This is a genomic window from Pseudomonas sp. FG86, assembly GCF_057808775.1.
On record NZ_JBMDIS010000029.1, the window covers coordinates 1 to 16,974 of the forward strand.

At 62.2% G+C, this 16,974-nt stretch carries 10 protein-coding genes; 3 read left to right on the top strand and 7 right to left on the bottom strand.

Features of this window, described 5'->3' with window-relative positions:
* Nucleotides 1-130 precede the first annotated feature (130 nt).
* Nucleotides 131-1,540, top strand: coding sequence for a GntR family transcriptional regulator MpaR (gene mapR, locus ACODSV_RS19075; RefSeq protein ID WP_024075160.1), 1,410 nt, complete (start codon nt 131-133; stop codon nt 1,538-1,540).
* A gap of 58 nt (nt 1,541-1,598) precedes the next feature.
* On the opposite strand, the gene ACODSV_RS19080 is transcribed toward mapR, so the two are convergent.
* The 7 genes from ACODSV_RS19080 to tpx form a co-directional block, all read right to left on the bottom strand.
* Entirely contained in the window at nt 1,599-2,345 is a 747-nt protein-coding gene (locus ACODSV_RS19080; RefSeq protein WP_024075159.1) for an SDR family oxidoreductase, read from the bottom strand.
* Between the two features lie 54 nt (nt 2,346-2,399).
* Nucleotides 2,400-4,496, bottom strand: a complete 2,097-nt coding sequence (locus ACODSV_RS19085) for a putative bifunctional diguanylate cyclase/phosphodiesterase (protein WP_024075158.1) — start codon at nt 4,494-4,496, stop codon at nt 2,400-2,402.
* A gap of 225 nt (nt 4,497-4,721) precedes the next feature.
* Nucleotides 4,722-6,287 carry an efflux transporter outer membrane subunit gene (locus tag ACODSV_RS19090; RefSeq protein WP_024075157.1) on the bottom strand — a complete coding sequence of 522 codons (1,566 nt, stop codon included), beginning with the start codon at nt 6,285-6,287 and terminating at the stop codon, nt 4,722-4,724.
* Nucleotides 6,284-9,391: an efflux RND transporter permease subunit gene (locus ACODSV_RS19095; protein ID WP_102624227.1), complete on the bottom strand. Its 3,108-nt coding sequence runs from the start codon at nt 9,389-9,391 to the stop codon at nt 6,284-6,286. The genes ACODSV_RS19090 and ACODSV_RS19095 overlap by 4 nt, the downstream gene beginning before the upstream one ends.
* Nucleotides 9,388-12,489, bottom strand: coding sequence for an MdtB/MuxB family multidrug efflux RND transporter permease subunit (locus tag ACODSV_RS19100; protein WP_069075879.1), 3,102 nt, complete (start codon nt 12,487-12,489; stop codon nt 9,388-9,390). The genes ACODSV_RS19095 and ACODSV_RS19100 overlap by 4 nt, the downstream gene beginning before the upstream one ends.
* Nucleotides 12,486-13,784 carry an MdtA/MuxA family multidrug efflux RND transporter periplasmic adaptor subunit gene (locus ACODSV_RS19105; RefSeq protein WP_150054920.1) on the bottom strand — a complete coding sequence of 433 codons (1,299 nt, stop codon included), beginning with the start codon at nt 13,782-13,784 and terminating at the stop codon, nt 12,486-12,488. The genes ACODSV_RS19100 and ACODSV_RS19105 overlap by 4 nt, the downstream gene beginning before the upstream one ends.
* A 231-nt stretch (nt 13,785-14,015) precedes the next feature.
* Nucleotides 14,016-14,516 (bottom strand): thiol peroxidase, encoded by a 501-nt coding sequence (tpx, locus tag ACODSV_RS19110; protein WP_150054919.1) that lies wholly within the window; start codon nt 14,514-14,516, stop codon nt 14,016-14,018.
* Nucleotides 14,517-14,674: 158 nt separating this feature from the next.
* Between tpx and ACODSV_RS19115 the strand changes: the two genes are divergently transcribed.
* Together ACODSV_RS19115 and ACODSV_RS19120 are read left to right on the top strand one after the other, a co-directional pair.
* Complete coding sequence (locus ACODSV_RS19115) at nt 14,675-15,964, top strand: glycosyltransferase (RefSeq protein ID WP_150054918.1); 1,290 nt, start codon at nt 14,675-14,677, stop codon at nt 15,962-15,964.
* A 72-nt stretch (nt 15,965-16,036) separates the two neighbouring features.
* Nucleotides 16,037-16,942 carry an AraC family transcriptional regulator gene (locus ACODSV_RS19120; protein WP_150054917.1) on the top strand — a complete coding sequence of 302 codons (906 nt, stop codon included), beginning with the start codon at nt 16,037-16,039 and terminating at the stop codon, nt 16,940-16,942.
* Nucleotides 16,943-16,974 lie beyond the last annotated feature (32 nt).

Sequence of the window (16,974 nt, forward strand, 5' to 3'; positions counted from 1 at the left end):
CTTCGCAGCCCAACGCGGGGCAAGCCCGCTCGCCACAGTTACAGTGTTCCTCCTTAACTGACTGGCATTGGGACAAGCCCCCTCCCCCAATGGGATCTCCACTCATATAAAACACGTGTTTAAGGCCAAAATGAAACGCTACGAAAAATTCGCCGATGACATTGCCGAACTGATCCGCTCCGGCGTCCTCGGCCCCGGCCAACGGGTGCCCTCGGTGCGCTATGCCAGCCAGACCTACGGCGTCAGCCCATCCACCGTCTTCCAGGCCTACTACCTGCTGGAGCGCCGGGGCCTGATCCGTGCGCGTCCGCGCTCTGGCTACTTCGTCAATACCCATGCACCCAGCCCGTTTTCCGAGCCGGTGGTGAGCGAGCAGGTCCACGAGTCCACCGAGGTCGATGTGAGCGAACTGGTGTTCTCGGTACTCGACTCCATCAAGGACCCGAACACCGTGCCCTTCGGTTCGGCCTTCCCCAGCCCGATGCTGTTCCCGCTGCCACGCCTGGCCCGTTCCCTGGCCAGCGCCAGCCGTGAGATGGACCCGCGCCTGGTGGTCACCGACATGTCGCCGGGCAACCCGCAATTGCGACGCCAGATTGCCCTGCGCTACATGGTCGGCGGGCTGATGCTGCCCATGGAAGAACTGCTGATCACCAACGGGGCGCTGGAGGCCCTGAACCTGTGCCTGCAGGCCGTCACCGAGCCGGGTGACCTGGTGGCCATTGAAGCCCCCGCGTTCTATGCCTGCCTGCAGGTGCTGGAACGCCTGAAGCTCAAGGCGGTGGAGATCCCGGTGCATCCACGCGATGGCATTGACCTTAACGCGTTGTCGCAAAGCCTTGAGCGCTACCCGATCAAGGCCTGCTGGACCATGACCAGCTTCCAGAACCCCATGGGCGCCACACTGCCAGAGTCGAAGAAACAGGAACTGGTGGAGCTGTTGCGCCGTCACCAGGTGCCGCTGATCGAAGACGACGTCTACGCCGAGCTGTACTACGGGCAACAGGCACCGAAACCGGCCAAGGCCTTCGACACCGAGGGCCTGGTGATGCACTGCGGTTCATTCGCCAAGAGCCTGGCCCCGGGTTACCGGGTTGGCTGGGTCGCGGCCGGGCGTTATGCGCAGAAGGTCGAGCGCTTGAAGCTGATGACCTCGCTCTGCCCGTCGATGCCGGCCCAGGCAGCCATCGCCGACTACCTGCAACACGGCGGCTATGATCGGCACCTGCGCAAATTGCGCTATGCCCTGGAAGAACAGCAAAGCGCCATGCTTGCCGCCATTGCACGCTACTTTCCGGCGCAGACACGGGTCAGCCAGCCGGCCGGCGGCTACTTCCTGTGGTTGGAACTGCCAGAGCAGACAGACTCGTTGAAATTGTTCCAGATGGCTTTGGCCCAGGGCATCAGCATTGCGCCGGGACCGATTTTCTCGGCAACCCAGCGTTTCCGCAATTGCATTCGCTTGAACTATGGCAGCCCATGGACCGAGGCGTCGGAAAAGGCGATGGAGACGTTGGGCCGGATCGTAAGGTCATTCTGAGCTGGAACCCGGCGGAGTAATGAACCTGCGCCGACTTCCGAGCTGATTGCGCTGACGCTTAACGGCCACCGCCCAGGTCGACAAATGTGCCCGTGGCATAAGAAGCCTTATCCGACAACAACCAGATAATCGCTTCCGCCACTTCATCCGGGCGCCCGCCCCGGGCCATGGGGATGCCAGACTCCAGCTTGCTGACCCGATTCGGGTCGCCGCTCAAGGCATGGAAGTCGGTAAAGATATAGCCGGGGCGTACCGCGTTGACACGAATGCCTTCGCCCGCGACTTCCTTCGACAAGCCAATGGTGAAGGTATCGAGCGCGCCCTTGGAGGCTGCGTAATCGACATACTCTCCCGGTGAGCCGAGCCGCGCGGCCACCGATGACACGTTGACGATACTGCCGCCCTGCCCGCCATGCTTGGGCGACATGCGCAGCACGGCATGCTTGGCACACAGGATCGGGCCAAGCACATTGGTCTTCATGACTTTCAGGATGCGAAACTCGGACATTTCGTCCACCCGCGATTTATGCCCCACGGTGCCAGCATTGTTGACCAACGCCGTGACCCGGCCCAGTTCGGCGTCGACGCGATGAAACAGTGCGATCACTTCATCTTCGATGCTGACATCCGCCCGCACGGCAATCGCCTGGGCGCCCAGGGCCCGAACCTGTTCAAGCACGCGGTGCGCGGCGTCCTCGTCGGACTGGTAATTGATGCAGATGCGATAGCCCTCGCGAGCGGCCAGCAATGCCGTCTCGGCGCCAATCCCACGGCTGCCCCCGGTGATGATGACGACTTTGTCCATGCGTGCGGTCCCCTGTTTCAACCTGATGTTTATGCATGAATCCAATACTAACTGTCACCTACGGCTTTTGTCAGGCGCCAACGCGTCTTCGACGCGCTGGATGCCGACCATGAAGCCGTCAGCCGGCAGCGGGTGTCCGAGCAGATAACCTTGCAGGGAATCACAGCCCAGGCGGGTCAGGAAACGCTGCTGCGCATCGGTTTCCACGCCTTCGGCGACGATCCGCAGGCCCAGGGCCTGGCCCAGGGCGACAATGGCCGAGACGATGGCGGCATCGTCGCTGTCGTGCTCCAGGTCGCGTACAAACCCACGGTCGATCTTCAGTTCGTTGGCCGGCAGGCGCTTGAGGTACATCAGGCTGGAATAGCCGGTACCAAAGTCATCGATGGACAGATCGACCCCCATGTCGGAAAGCTGCTGCAACACCGTCATGCTCGCATCGGCATCGCGCATGGCGGTGGTCTCGGTGATCTCCAGGGTCAGGCTGTTGGCCGGCAACTGGTGACGCTCCAAGGCCGCCGCCACACTCTGGACCAGCCCCCCATGGCAGAACTGCAACGCCGAGAGGTTAACGGCAATGCGCCACCCCTCGTAGCCCTGGCCGTACCACTCGCGCATCTGGCGGCAGGCTTCATTGAGCACCCATTCCCCCATCGGGATGATCAGCCCGGTCTTTTCCGCCAATTCGATAAACGTGTCGGGCAACAGCAAACCGTGCTGCGGATGCTCCCAGCGCAGCAACGCTTCGGCCCCTACCGGGAGACCACTGACGGCGTCGAATTTGGGCTGGTAATACAACCGGAACTGCTGGTGTTCGAGGGCATTGCGCAGGTCCTGCAACAACTGCAGCTGCTTGCGCGCGTTAGTGTTCATCGACACATCGAAGAAGCTGTAGCCGTTCTTGCCCATGCCCTTGGCGTGGTACATCGCGGCATCGGCGTTCATCAGCAGCTCCTGGGGGTTACCGCCGTTGCCGGGGTACAGGGCAATGCCGACGCTGGCGGAGATTTTCAACGCATGCTCGGCCACCTGGAACGCGCGATTGATCAACGACACCTGGCGTTCAGCCAGGCCGAGGGCATCATCCGGCTGCGTCAGTTGCACCAGCAGCACGAACTCATCCCCGCCGATACGCGCCAGGGTGTCCTGGCTGCGCAGGTCTTCACGCAGGCGCTGGCCGACCTCGCGCAGCAACTGATCCCCCAAGTGGTGGCCGAAGGCATCGTTGACCGGTTTGAAGCCATCCAGGTCGATAAACATCAGGGCGAAGCAACCGCCCTGCTCCTTAACCGCCTGCATCGCCTGCTGAATACGGTCTGCGAGCAAGGTGCGATTGGGCAGGCCGGTGAGCATGTCGTGCAGGGCCAGGTGGGTCAGTTCCTGGTTCGCCAGGGTCAGGGAGTCGGCGAGTATGGCGGTGCGGGCTTCCAGGCGCGCATCAAGCAGCGAGGTCAGCAATGCAATGGCAAGCACGGCCAAGGTCGTCACCAGCACCAGGTTATCCAGGCCCTTGCCACTCAAGCCGGTCAAGGCGGCGCCGCAAAAACTGTCATCGGCAAAGCGTGCCGCGGCCATACCGGTGTAATGCATGCCAACAATGGCAAACCCCATTACCACCGCCGCCCCGCCACGTACCAGGCGTACGTAGGGAGTATTGCGCCGAAGGTTAAAGGCGATCCAAAGTGCCGCGCCGGACGCCACCACCGCTATCAGCAACGACACGCCAAACAAGCCGGGGTCGTAGTCGATGCCCGGCGTCATGCGCATCGCGGCCATGCCGGTGTAATGCATGCTGGCGATGCCCATCCCCATGACCAGCGCGCCAAACACCAGCTGCCAGGCGGGCAGGTGCTGCTGGCTCACCAGCCATAAGGCAAAACCGCTGGACAACACCGCGATCAACAGCGACAGCGCGGTAATGCCCAGGTCAAATCCCAGGGCAAACGGCAGGCGCAGCGCCAACATGCCGATAAAGTGCATGGACCACACCCCCACGCCCATGGCCAGCGCCCCGCCTGCTATCCATAGATAAACCGCGCGCCCGCTGGCCGTGGCGATGCGGCCACTGAGGTCCAGCGCGGTATAGGACGCGAGGATCGCAACGAACAGGGAGATCACAACCAGGGAGGGGGAATAACTACCGACAAGCATGCAATTTCTCGTGCGCAACGGGCCGGAGAGGCCCGTGCCAAGTGGCAAAGCGGGCGATTGTAGCGAGAATAATTCTTGGGCACTCGATTAATTATCAGAGAGCCATCAGTGGCATTTTGACGCCAATCTACCGGCTCAACGCCGATCGATTCTTGCCGTCATGCCTACTGCTTAGCCTCCACATTATCGCTGCCAAAATGCGGCTCACTGTCCTGCCTTGCGCACTCACTCCTTCTCGGCAATCGACGTCTGCCCATCCCAGCCACCGCCCAGTGCGGCGATCAGTTGCACGCTCGCCACCAATCGCGACTGCAGCAAGGTCAACACAGTGCGCTCGTTACTCAAAGCGGTGGCCTGCACAGTGACCACATCCAGATAGGCAATCAGCCCCGCCTTGTATTGGTTCTGGGTCAAGCGCAACGATTCCCGCGCGGCTTCCAGGGCTTCGTTGCTGACCACGGCCTCGTCTTCCAGCACCTTGAGCTGGACCATGTAGTTTTCCACTTCGCGGAACCCGTCCAGTACGGTCTGGCGGTACTTGGCCACTGTTTCGTCGTAGGAAGCCACCGTGCGGTCCACTTCCGCCGAGCGCTGGCCGCCGTCGAACAGGGTCATGGCGAGTTTCGGCCCGACCGACCAGAAGCGGTTCGGCAGGCTGATCCAATCGGCATAGGTGCTGCTGGAGTAGCCCCCGGCCAGGCTGAGGCTCAGGTCCGGGTAATAGGCAGCCTTGGCCACGCCGATATTGGCGTTGGCGGCGATCACTGAGCGTTCGGCCGAAGCGATGTCCGGGCGACGTTCGAGCAATTGCGAAGGCAGGCTGACCGGGATCTGCGGCAATGCCGGGATGTCCTTGCTCACCGCCAGGTTGAAGTTGGCGGGTGCCTCACCGATCAACACGGCGATGGCGTTTTCCAGTTGCGCGCGCTGCCAGATCAGGTCGATCAGGCTGGCTTGGGTCGTCTTGAGCTGGGTTTGCGCCTGGGCCACCGCTTCCTTGCCGGAGACACCGGCGCGGTATTGGTTTTCGGTCATTTGCAGGGAGCGTTGGTACGTGTCCAGGGTGGCTTGCAGCAGACGGGTCTGCTCGTCCATGACCCGCAATTGCAGGTAGCTTTGCACCAGTTCCGACTGTTGGCTCAAGCGCATCGCGGCCAGGTCGGCCGAGCTGGCTTCGGCGCTGGCTTCGTTGGCCTCCAGGCCGCGGCGCAACTTGCCCCAGATGTCGGCTTCCCAGCTCACGCCCAGCTGGGCGTTGAGGGTGTTGCGGATGCCGCTGCTGGAACTGCTGAGGCTCGCGCTGCTGCTACCGGAGCCCTGGCTCGCGCGGGTTTTTCCGACGCTCAGGTCAACGGTGGGGTAAAACGCGCCACGGGAACTGCGCACCAGGGCCTGGGCCTGGCGAAAACGTGCTTCGGCCTGGGCCACGGTCTGGTTGGAGCTGTTCAGGCGCTGCACCAGGTCATTGAGTTGACGATCACCGTACAGCTCCCACCAGGCGCCACGGGCCAGGGAATCGCTCGGCGTGGCCTGGCGCCAGCCCTGGGCCTCCTTGAACTGCGCCGGCTCGATGACTTCCGGGCGATGGTAGTCAGGGCCGACGGCGCAGGCGCTGAGCAACAACGCCAACCCCACTGTAGGAGCGAGCTTGCTCGCGAAGGTCGTTAACGATAACGCGCCGAGCCTGAATGAACGCGGGGCCTGCCTTTTTTTCGCGAGCAAGCTCGCTCCTACAGGGGTGGGTGCCGTGTCGGAAACCCGCCGTGCATGGGTGTGGGTTGAATCGGTCATAGCGCAGTGTCCAGGGCAGCATCGGTACGCACGCCACGCCAGGCGTTGAAACGGTGGCGCGCGCGGTCTAGATAAAGGTAAACCACCGGGGTGGTGTAGAGGGTCAGGATCTGGCTGAAGGCCAGGCCGCCGATGATGGTCAAGCCCAGTGGGTGGCGCATTTCCGCGCCATCACCAGCGCCCAGCAGCAAGGGCAAGGCGCCGAGAATGGCGGCCAGGGTGGTCATCAGGATCGGCCGCAAGCGCAGCAGGCAGGCACTGCGAATCGACTCCAGCGGGTCCATGCCGTCGTTACGCTCCAACTGCAAGGCCAGGTCGATCATCAAGATGGCGTTCTTCTTCACCACGCCGATCAGCAGGAACAGGCCCAGCAAGGAAATCAGGCTGAACTCGCCGCCCGTCAGGTAGATGGCGAGCATCGCACCGACCCCGGCCGACGGCAGGGTCGAGAGGATCGTCAGCGGGTGGATATAGCTTTCATAGAGGATGCCCAGCACCAGGTACACCGCCACCAGCGCGCCGAGAATCATGAACGGCTGGCCCTTCTGCGTCGCCGCGAAGGCGTCGGCGGTGCCGGCCATCTTGGCAATCACATCCTCAGGCAAGCCGAGCTTGGCAATCGCTCGCTCGATGGCAGCCGTCCCCTGCTCCACCGTCACACCGGGCGCCATGTCGAAGGCAATGTTTTCCGAGGCGAACTGGCCTTCATGGCTGACGCGATCGTCCGCCAGGCTGTTTTCATAGTGGGCAATGGTCGACAACGGCACCCGCGCGCCACTGGACGTGATCACCTGCATCTGGTTCAGGGTAATCGGGTCCTGGGCGTATTTCGGGTTGACCTCCATCACCACCTGGTACTGGTTGAGGCTGTCGTAGATGGTGGAAATCTGCCGCTGGCTGTAGGCATTGTTCAAGACTGCCGTGACCATGTTCATGTCGATGCCCAGGCGCTTGGCCTGGTCGCGGTCAACGATCAGCGTGACCTGGGCAGCGCCGCGGCCTTCGCGGGCATCGATGGCGGTCAGCTCGGGCAGCTCACGCAGGGCGGCCACGACTTTCGGGTACCACAGGCGCAGCGCGGCCAAGTCACCGCTTTGCAGGATGTAGGAATACTGTGCAGTGGTCTGGTCACGGCTGCCGCCGAATTGCAGGTCCTGGTCGGCCATCAGGAACAGGCGCCCGCCCGGCACCAGCGGCACATCCTTGCGCAAGCGCTCGATCACCGCTTGCGCCGAGACCTTGCGTTCGCTGATAGGCTTGAGCCGCACCAGCATCACCGCGTTGTTGGTGCCGTTGCTCCCGCCGATAAACCCGGCCACGCTGAGTACCGCCGGGTCCTTGAGCACCGCCTTGCGGAAGGTCTCCATCTTCGGCTGCATCACGCTGAACGACAGCCCGTCATCGCCGCGCACGAAGCCGATCAACTGGCCGGTGTCCTGCTGCGGCATAAAGGTTTTCGGCACCACGACATACAACGCCACGTTCATGCCGATGGTCAGCAACAGGCTGAGCAGGGTCAGTCGGCGGTGGCGCAGCACCCAGTCGAGGCTGGTGGCGTAGCCGGCGACCATGCGGTCGTTGATCTTCTGGCTCCAGCGCTGCAAACCGGTCATCTGGCCTTTGACATGGGGCTTGAGCCAGCGGGCGCAGAGCATCGGCGTCAGGGTCAGCGAGACAATCAGCGACACAATGATCGCCGCCGACAAGGTGATGGAAAACTCGCGGAACAGGTTGGTGACGATGCCGCCCATGAACAGGATGGACAGGAACACCGCCACCAGCGACACGTTCATCGACAACAAGGTAAAGCCGACTTCCTGGGCGCCCAGGTACGCCGCCTTCATCGGCGGCACCCCTTCGTCGATATGTCGGGAAATGTTCTCCAGTACCACGATGGCATCGTCCACCACCAGGCCGGTCGCCAGGATCAGCGCCATCAGCGAGAAGTTGTTCAACGAAAACCCGTACAGGTACATCACCGCGAACGTTCCCACCAGCGACACCGGCACCGCCAGGGTCGGAATCAACGAGGCGCGGAAGTTACCGAGGAACAGGTACACCACCAGGATGACCAGGCCCACGGCAATCAGCAGGGTCATCTCGGCTTCATGCAAGGTCGCGGTGATCACCGGCGAGCGGTCCATCGCCAGGCTCAGCTTGACGCTGGACGGCAGCACCGCCTGCAATGCCGGCAGCTGGGCCTTGATCTGCCTCACGGTCTCGATGATGTTGGCGCCGGACTGGCGATTGATCACCAGCAGCACCGCCGAATCGTTGTTGAAGAAACCACTGTTGTAGCGGTCTTCCACGCCATCAGTGATCGTGGCCACATCCTTCAGGCGCAGGGCCGCGCCGTTCTGGTAGCGAATCAGCAGCGGTTCATAGTCCTTGGCCTTTTCCAACTGGTCATTGGCCTGGATCTGCCAATTGCGCTCGCTGTCTTCCAGGGAGCCCTTGGGGCGCCGCTGGTTCGCGTTGGCAATGGTGTTGCGCACATCGTCCAGGGCCACGCCGTACTGGTCGAGAGCCTTGGGTTCAAGTTCGATACGCACCGCCGGCAGGGAGCTGCCGCCGATCTGCACTTCGCCCACGCCGGGCACCTGGGACAGGCTTTGCGAGAGGATGGTCGAGGCCAGGTCGTACAACTGGCCTTTCTGCAACACATCCGAGGTCAGCGACAGCACCATGATCGGTGCCTGGGACGGGTTGATTTTCTTGTAGGTGGGCATGCTGCGCATGCCGCTGGGCAGCAGGTTGCGCGAAGCGTTGATGGCCGCCTGCACTTCCCGCGCCGCGCCGTTGATGTCACGGTCTGAGTCGAACGCCAGGATCACCCGGGTGGAGCCCTGGCTCGACGAACTGCTCATGGTGGTAATGCCGGCAATCGCGCCAAAGGAGCGCTCCAACGGCGTGGCCACGGTCGACGCCATCACCTCGGGACTCGCGCCGGGCAAGCTGGCCGAGACCACGATCACCGGGAAATCGATCTGCGGCAGCGGCGACACCGGCAGCAGGTTAAAGCTGACACCGCCCAGCAACAGGATCGCCAGGCTCAGCAGCATGGTGGCGACCGGCCGGCGAATGAAAGGTCCGGACAGGTTCATGACTCAACCGGCTCCAGGCTTTGCGGCTCTTTGCGCCAGCGACGACCGAGGCGGTCGAAGTACAGGTAGATCACCGGGGTGGTGAACAGGGTCAACACCTGGCTCACCAGCAAACCGCCAACCATCACCAGGCCCAGGGGCTGGCGCAGTTCTGCGCCGGAGCCGGTGGCCAGCATCAACGGCACCGCACCGAACAGCGCCGCCAGGGTGGTCATCAGGATCGGCCGGAAGCGCAACAGCGCCGCCCGGTAGATCGCGGTCTGCGGGTCCAGCCCCTGGTTGCGTTCGGCGTCCAGGGCGAAGTCGATCATCATGATCGCGTTCTTTTTCACGATGCCGATCAGCAGGATGATGCCGATGATCGCGATCATGCCCAGGTCATTGCCACTGAGCAGCAACGCGAGCAAGGCCCCCACCGCTGCCGACGGCAGGGTCGAAAGGATGGTGATCGGGTGGATGTAGCTCTCGTAGAGCACGCCGAGCACGATATACATGGTGACCACCGCCGCCAGGATCAGCAGCAAGGTGCTCGACAACGACGCCTCGAACGCCTGGGCGGCGCCCTGGAACTGGGTCTGCACGCCCACCGGCATGCCGATGTCCTTCTGCACCTGGTTGATCAGCTCGACGCCTTTGCCCAGCGCCACGCCGGGCGCCAGGTTGAATGACATCATCACCGCCGGGAACTGGCCGATATGCGCAATCGCCAACTGGGCCTGGCGCTGTTCCACCCGGGCCAGGCTCGACAGGCGGACCTGGCCGCCGTCGGTGGTCTTCACATGGATCTGGTTCAGCGCATCCGGCCCCAGGGTTTCGCCCGACTGGGCCTGCAAGACCACGCGGTATTGGCTGGCCTGGGTGTAGATGGTGGAAATCTGCCGCTGGCCGAAGGCGTCGTACAGCGCATCGGTAATGGTCGACACGCTGACACCCAGGCGCGAGGCCGCATCACGATCGATCACCAGGTACACCTGCAGGCCCTTGTCCTGGAGGTCGCTGGCGACGTCGGTCAGCTCCGGCAACTGGCGGAGTGCATGCACCAGCTTGCCGCTCCACAGGGCCAGCAACTCCGCATCCGGCGAGGACATGCTGAACTGGTACTGGGTTCGGCTGACGCGGTCTTCAATGGTCAGGTCCTGCACCGGCTGCATGAACAGGCGGATGCCCACCAGCTTGTCGATTTCCGGTTGCAGGCGGGTGATCACCTGGGCGGCACTCAGGTCGCGCTGGCCGTGGGGCTTGAGGTTGATCAGCAAGCGGCCGCTGTTGAGGGTGGCGTTATCGCCATCCACGCCAATGTAGGACGACAGGCTTTGCACCGCCGGGTCGGCCAGGATGATCTTGGCCAGCTCCTGCTGGCGCTGGCTCATGGCCGCAAAGGATATCGACTGCGGCGCTTCGGAAATGCCCTGGATCACCCCGGTGTCCTGCACCGGGAAAAAGCCCTTGGGCACCACCAGGTACAGCACTACCGTAAGGCCCAGGGTGGCGATGGCCACCAGCAGGGTCAGCGGCTGGTGCCTGAGCACCCACTGCAATTTGCGCCCGTAGGCGCCGATCAGCCAGTCGATCCAGGCGCCGCTGGCCTTGTAGAAACGGCTTTGTTCTTCTTCCTTGGGTTCCCGCTTGAGCAGCCGCGCGCACATCATCGGCGTCAGGGTCAGGGACACCACCAGGGAAATCAGGATCGCCACCGCCAGGGTAATCGCGAATTCGCGGAACAGGCGCCCGACCACGTCAGCCATGAACAGCAACGGAATCAATACGGCGATCAGCGACAGGGTCAGGGAAATCAGGGTGAACCCGATCTGCTTGGCGCCCTTGAGCGCGGCTACCAGCGGGGTCTCGCCTTCCTCGATGTAGCGGGAAATGTTCTCCAGCATCACGATGGCATCGTCCACCACGAAGCCGGTGGCGATGGTCAGGGCCATCAGCGTGAGGTTGTTGATGGAGAAACCGGCCAGGTACATCACCCCAAAGGTGCCGACCAGCGATAGCGGCACGGCAATGGAGGGAATGATCGTGGCGCTGACCCGGCGCAGGAACAGGAAGGTCACCATCACCACCAGGGCAATGGCGATCAGCAGTTCGTGCTGCACGTCGGTGACCGACGCGCGGATGGTCTGGGTGCGGTCGGTCAGGACCGTGACGTCCAGGCCGGCCGGCAGGTTATCGGTGATACTCGGCAGCAGGGCCTTGATACGGTCCACCACCTCGATCACGTTGGCGCCCGGCTGGCGCTGGATGTTCAGCAACACGGCCTGGTTTTCATTGGCCCAGGCAGCAAGGCGTTCGTTTTCCGCACCATCGACGATCTGCGCCACATCCTTGAGGCGCAACGGTGCGCCATTGTTGTAGGCCAGGATCAGTTCGGCGTATTGCTGGGGCGAGACCAACTGGTCGTTGGCATCGAGCATCGACACCCGGGTCGGGCCGTCGAAGTTACCCTTGGGCTGGTTGACGTTGGACGCGGCGATCAGGGTACGCACGTCCGACAGGTTCAAGCCGTTGGCGGCCAGGGCCTCGGGGTTGACCTTGATCCGCACCGCCTGGCGCTGGCCGCCGGCGATGCTGACCATGCCGACGCCGCTGATCTGCGCGATCTTCTGCGCCATGCGCGTATCGACCAGGTCATTGAGCTTGGGCAGCAGCATGGTCTTGGAGGTGATCGCCAAGGTCAACACCGGGGTGTCCGCCGGGTTGACCTTGTTGTACACCGGCGGCGCCGGCAAATCCTTGGGCAGCAGGTTGGTGGCGGCGTTGATCGCGGCCTGCACCTGTTGCTCGGCGACATCCATATTGATGTCGAGGTTGAAACGCAGGGTCAGCACCGAGGCGCCGCCGGAGCTGGTGGACGCCATCTGGGTCAGGCCGGGCATTTGCCCGAACTGGCGCTCCAGGGGCGCGGTGACGGCGCTGGTCATCACGTCCGGGCTGGCGCCAGGGTACAGGGTCATCACGCGGATGGTCGGGTAATCCACCTGGGGCAAGGCCGAGACGGGTAGCAGGCGGTACGAGATGATGCCGGCCAGGACAATGGCCAGCATGCTCAGCGTGGTGGCGACCGGGCGAAGGATAAACAGCCGCGAGAGGTTCATGAACCGACCTTTTGCGCCTTGCCGGCGTCAGCGCCGGTCTCCCCTTTCGCAGCAGGCTTGCCTTGCAGGTGCTCGGTCGGCGTGGTCGGTACCTGGCTGCTGTCGTTGACCACTTCGACTTCGCTGCCGTCCTTCAGGCGGTCGGTGCCTTCAAGCACCACCCGGTCGCCGGCGACCAGGCCCTCCTTGATCACGGTGTTATCGCCATCGCTGTCACCCACCACCAACGGCTGGACCTTGACCTTCTTATCGCCATCGAGCTTGTAGACAAAGGTGCCGTTGTTGCCGAACTGAATCGCGGCCGACGGCGCCAGTACCACGTTGTGCAGGGTATCGGCGAGCAGATGCACATTCACGAATTGGTTGGGGAACAGTACCTGGTCCTTGTTATCGAAACGTGCCTTGAACTTCAGGGTACCGGTGGTGACGTCGATCTGGTTGTCCAGGCTCTGTAGCACGCCGGTGGCCTGGCGCTTCGCATCGCCACGGTCCCAGGCCTCCACGGGCAGCTTGTTGCCGGCGTGGTAACGGGCGAGCACGGTTTCCAGGGTGCTCTCCGGCAGGGTGAAGGCCACGCTGATCGGTTGGGTCTGGGTGATCACCGCCAGCGCCGTGGTGTCGTTGGCGGCCACCAGGTTACCGACGTCGAGCTGACGCAGGCCGACGCGCCCGCTGATCGGCGCGCGGATCTTGGTGAATTCGAGGTTGAGCTTGGCGTCGTCCACCGCGCCCTGGTTGGTCTTGACCGTGCCCTGGTATTGCAGGACCAGCGCTTCGGCTGTGTCGAGGGTCTGCTTGGCGATGCTGTCCTGGGCGTAGAGGTCGCGGTAACGCTGGACGTCGACCTGGGCGTTCTTCAACTGGGCCTGGTTCTGCATCAGCGTGCCCTGGGCCTGGAGCAAGGCGTTCTGATAGCTGCGCGGGTCGATTTCCGCCAACAGGTCGCCGGCCTTGACCATCTGCCCTTCTTCAAAGGCGATCTTCACCAACTGGCCGCCCACCTGGCTGCGTACATTGATGGTGTTGAGCGCGGTGACCGTACCCAATGCCTTGTAGTACACCGGGAATTCCCCCAGCACCGCCGGTGCCACGCGCACCGGCACCGGCCCAGTGGAACCACCGAAGCCTGGGCGTGCCATGCCCGTCTTGCTGGTGCGTGCGGCCGGCGCATCTTTATGGGCAGCGCCACCCGGCCAGAATTTCCAGCACAGACCGGCGATAACCAGCAGCACAAGCAGGCCGAACAGCCAGCGTCGGGAGTTACGGGGGGTGGATTGCATGGAGTGATCAACCATTGGGCGCGAGAGCTTCTTCTTTGGGAGGCTGAAAGATAAGCACTGGGGCGCGTTAAGAAAAGCGCCTTTACCGGCTATTTACCTTGGGCTTACATCTTTTAACTTTTGAGCTTAGTCCGCCGGCTATTTCCCTAAGCATCTGACGTGCAAATAAAAACGGCCTGGACTAGGCCAGGCCGCGATTATGTGCCGCGCGTGTTACTGCGTAACGACAGTAATGCGCCGAAACAGTTACTTCAAAACAGCCAGGGCTGCTTCGTAGTTTGGCTCCTGGCCGATTTCCGAAACCAGTTCGCTGTGCAGCACGTTGTTGTTTTCGTCCAGTACCACAACAGCACGTGCGGTCAGGCCTTTGAGTGGGCCATCAGTAATCGCTACGCCGTAATCGACTGCGAAACCAGGGTCACGGAAGTCCGACAGGCTCTTCACGTTTTCCAGGCCTTCGGCGCCGCAGAAACGCGCCTGGGCAAATGGCAGGTCAGTGGAGATGCACAGTACAACGGCGTTGTTCAGATCGTTGGCCTGGGCGTTGAACTTGCGTACCGAAGTCGCACAGGTCGGGGTGTCGACGCTTGGGAAGATATTCAGCACTTTGCGCTTGCCGGCAAAGGTAGCCAGGGTTGCATCCGACAGATCGCCGGCGGTCAGGGTGAAGTCTGCAGCTTTGGAGCCGACTTGCGGCAATTCGCCTTCAACCTGGACAGGGTTCCCACGAAGGGTGACTTGAGCCATGAATAGAATCCTTATGCTGGGTTTGATTAAACGAATTCGAGAGGCGGAAGTTAACCACAAAGTGCTGTGGCTACCTACCGCCAGACACAAATTGTCATGTCTCGCGGTTGTGGTTTAATTGCGCGCTTTGCGCCTGCCCTCCAAGGAAACCGTTGTTAATGAATCAGCCCGCCACCAAAGTCCTGGTCATTGGTTATGTCTGGCCGGAGCCACGCTCCTCGGCAGCGGGCGGGCATATGATGCAGATCCTCGATACTTTTCTTACGCAAGGTTGGGACATAACCTTCAGCAGCCCCGCAGCGCTGGGCGAGCACAAAGCCGACCTGGCTGCGCTGGGCATCGCCGAATGCGCGATTGAGCTCAATAACAGCAGCTTCGACGATTTTATTTGCGAATTGGCCCCGGACATCGTGCTGTTCGACCGTTTCATGATGGAAGAACAGTTTGGTTGGCGCGTGGAGAAGTGCTGCCCCCACGCCCTGCGCGTGCTGGAGACCTCCGACCTGCAAAGCCTGCGCGACGCGCGCCACCAGCGCCTCAGGGACCACCTCAAGGCCCATCCCGACGGCGAAGACTTCAGTGCACTGTTTACCCCGGCGCTGAAACAGGAATTCCAGTTGATGGCCGACACCGACCTGGCCAAGCGTGAAATCGCGGCGATTTACCGCTGCGATATCAGCCTGATGATTTCCGACGTGGAAATCCGCCTGCTCATCGAACAGTTCAAGGTGCCCGCCGCCCTGCTCCACTGGTGCCCGTTGATGATGCAGCCACCGACCGCAGCCTTCGCGCCCTTTGAAGACCGCGCGCACTTCCTCAGTATCGGTAACTTCCGTCACGCGCCGAACTGGGATGCGGTGTTGTGGATGAAAAACAGCGTGTGGCCGCTGATCCGCCAGCAACTGCCGGGCGCCCAACTGCATATCTACGGGGCCTACACCCCGCCCAAGGCCACCGCCCTGCACAACGCGGCCCAGGGGTTTCATGTGATGAACTGGGCCGAAGATGCGTTGCAGGTGATGAGTGCCGCACGTATCTGCCTGGCCCCCCTGCGCTTTGGCGCCGGGATCAAGGGCAAGCTGGCGGATGCGATGCTGTGTGGCACGCCGAATGTCACCACACCGATCGGCGCCGAAGCGATGGGCGACGATCAGCCCTGGCCCGGCGCGATCGAGCAGAACGCCCCGGCCCTGGCCGCCGCCGCCGTGGCCCTTTATCAGGACCGCGAGCGTTGGACCCAGGCCCAGGAACAGGGGCGCCAGCTCCTGGCCCGGCGCTATGACCAGGCCCTCCACGGACCGGCCTTGGTGGCATGCCTGGAGCAATGCCGCCGCAACCTTGCGGCCCATCGCCGCGACAACTTTACCGGCAGCATGCTGCGCCATCACGCGCATAAAAGTACGCAGTACATGTCCCAGTGGATCGAGGCGAAGAACCGTACCGTATAAACACCAGCGCTGGCGAGGTCGCGCGCAAGGGGGCATTATCCCACGCAGCAACCACAATAAAGCGACGGCAGCATGACCCGAGCAACGCGAATCACCGACCCTTCCTACGAGCTGATGGACGATCACAACGGTCTGTCCATCATCTATCGCCAGCATGGTTTCCCGTGCCCGCTGGTGCGCTGGCATTTCCACAAGGAGTACGAGCTGCACTTGATTATCGCCAGCTCTGGCAAAGTGTTTATCGGCGACTACATCGGCAATTTCTACCCGGAAAGCCTGTTCCTCACCGGCCCCAACCTGCCCCACAACTGGATCAGCCAGGTGGAGGAAGACGAGGTGGTGCCCAAGCGCGACATGTTGGTGAACTTCACCGATGAACTGTTTGAGAACGGCAGCCCTATTTTCGCCGAACTCAAGACCCTGGCACCGCTGCTGGAACGGGCGCAGTCCGGCATCGAATTTCGCTGCAAAAAAACCATCGCCCAGGCCATGACCTTGATGCAACGCATTGAGGACGCCCAAGGCATGGCGCGCCTGGGGCACTTCTTTATCCTGCTGGACGTGCTGAGCGCGTGCGAGGACTACCAGTTGTTGTCCGGCGTGACCACGCCGCAACTGGCCGATGAGCACAGCATTGACCGCACCAACCGCGCGGTGGACTACATCTTTGCCCACTACGCGCGGGAGTTGCCACTGGAGGAAGTGGCGGAATACCTGGGCATGAAGCCGACGTATTTTTCCCGGGTGTTCAAGCAGGCCACCGGTCGTACGTTTATCGAGTTCGTCAATCGCCTGCGTATCAGCAAGTCCTGCGAGTTACTGGCCGATGGCGATAAAGCAGTCACGGATGTGTGTTTCGAATCCGGCTTCAATAACATTTCCAACTTCAATCGACGCTTTCAACAGCTCAAGGGCATGACCCCCTCCCACTACCGTCGCCTGGCGGTGCAGCGGCTCACCGAACAAAACCTGGCTTGATATCTTTGCGCATCAACAAACGATTACACATC

What these genes read in the sequence shown, in the direction of transcription:
- ACODSV_RS19100 (WP_069075879.1), bottom strand. Translation starts at nt 12,489, where the DNA reads ATGAACCTCTCGCGGCTGTTTATCCTTCGCCCGGTCGCCACCACGCTG.
- ACODSV_RS19080 (WP_024075159.1), bottom strand. Translation starts at nt 2,345, where the DNA reads ATGGACAAAGTCGTCATCATCACCGGGGGCAGCCGTGGGATTGGCGCC.
- ACODSV_RS19085 (WP_024075158.1), bottom strand. Translation starts at nt 4,496, where the DNA reads ATGCTTGTCGGTAGTTATTCCCCCTCCCTGGTTGTGATCTCCCTGTTC.
- ACODSV_RS19090 (WP_024075157.1), bottom strand. Translation starts at nt 6,287, where the DNA reads ATGACCGATTCAACCCACACCCATGCACGGCGGGTTTCCGACACGGCA.
- ACODSV_RS19105 (WP_150054920.1), bottom strand. Translation starts at nt 13,784, where the DNA reads ATGGTTGATCACTCCATGCAATCCACCCCCCGTAACTCCCGACGCTGG.
- tpx (WP_150054919.1), bottom strand. Translation starts at nt 14,516, where the DNA reads ATGGCTCAAGTCACCCTTCGTGGGAACCCTGTCCAGGTTGAAGGCGAA.
- ACODSV_RS19095 (WP_102624227.1), bottom strand. Translation starts at nt 9,391, where the DNA reads ATGAACCTGTCCGGACCTTTCATTCGCCGGCCGGTCGCCACCATGCTG.
- mapR (WP_024075160.1), top strand. Translation starts at nt 131, where the DNA reads ATGAAACGCTACGAAAAATTCGCCGATGACATTGCCGAACTGATCCGC.
- ACODSV_RS19115 (WP_150054918.1), top strand. Translation starts at nt 14,675, where the DNA reads ATGAATCAGCCCGCCACCAAAGTCCTGGTCATTGGTTATGTCTGGCCG.
- ACODSV_RS19120 (WP_150054917.1), top strand. Translation starts at nt 16,037, where the DNA reads ATGACCCGAGCAACGCGAATCACCGACCCTTCCTACGAGCTGATGGAC.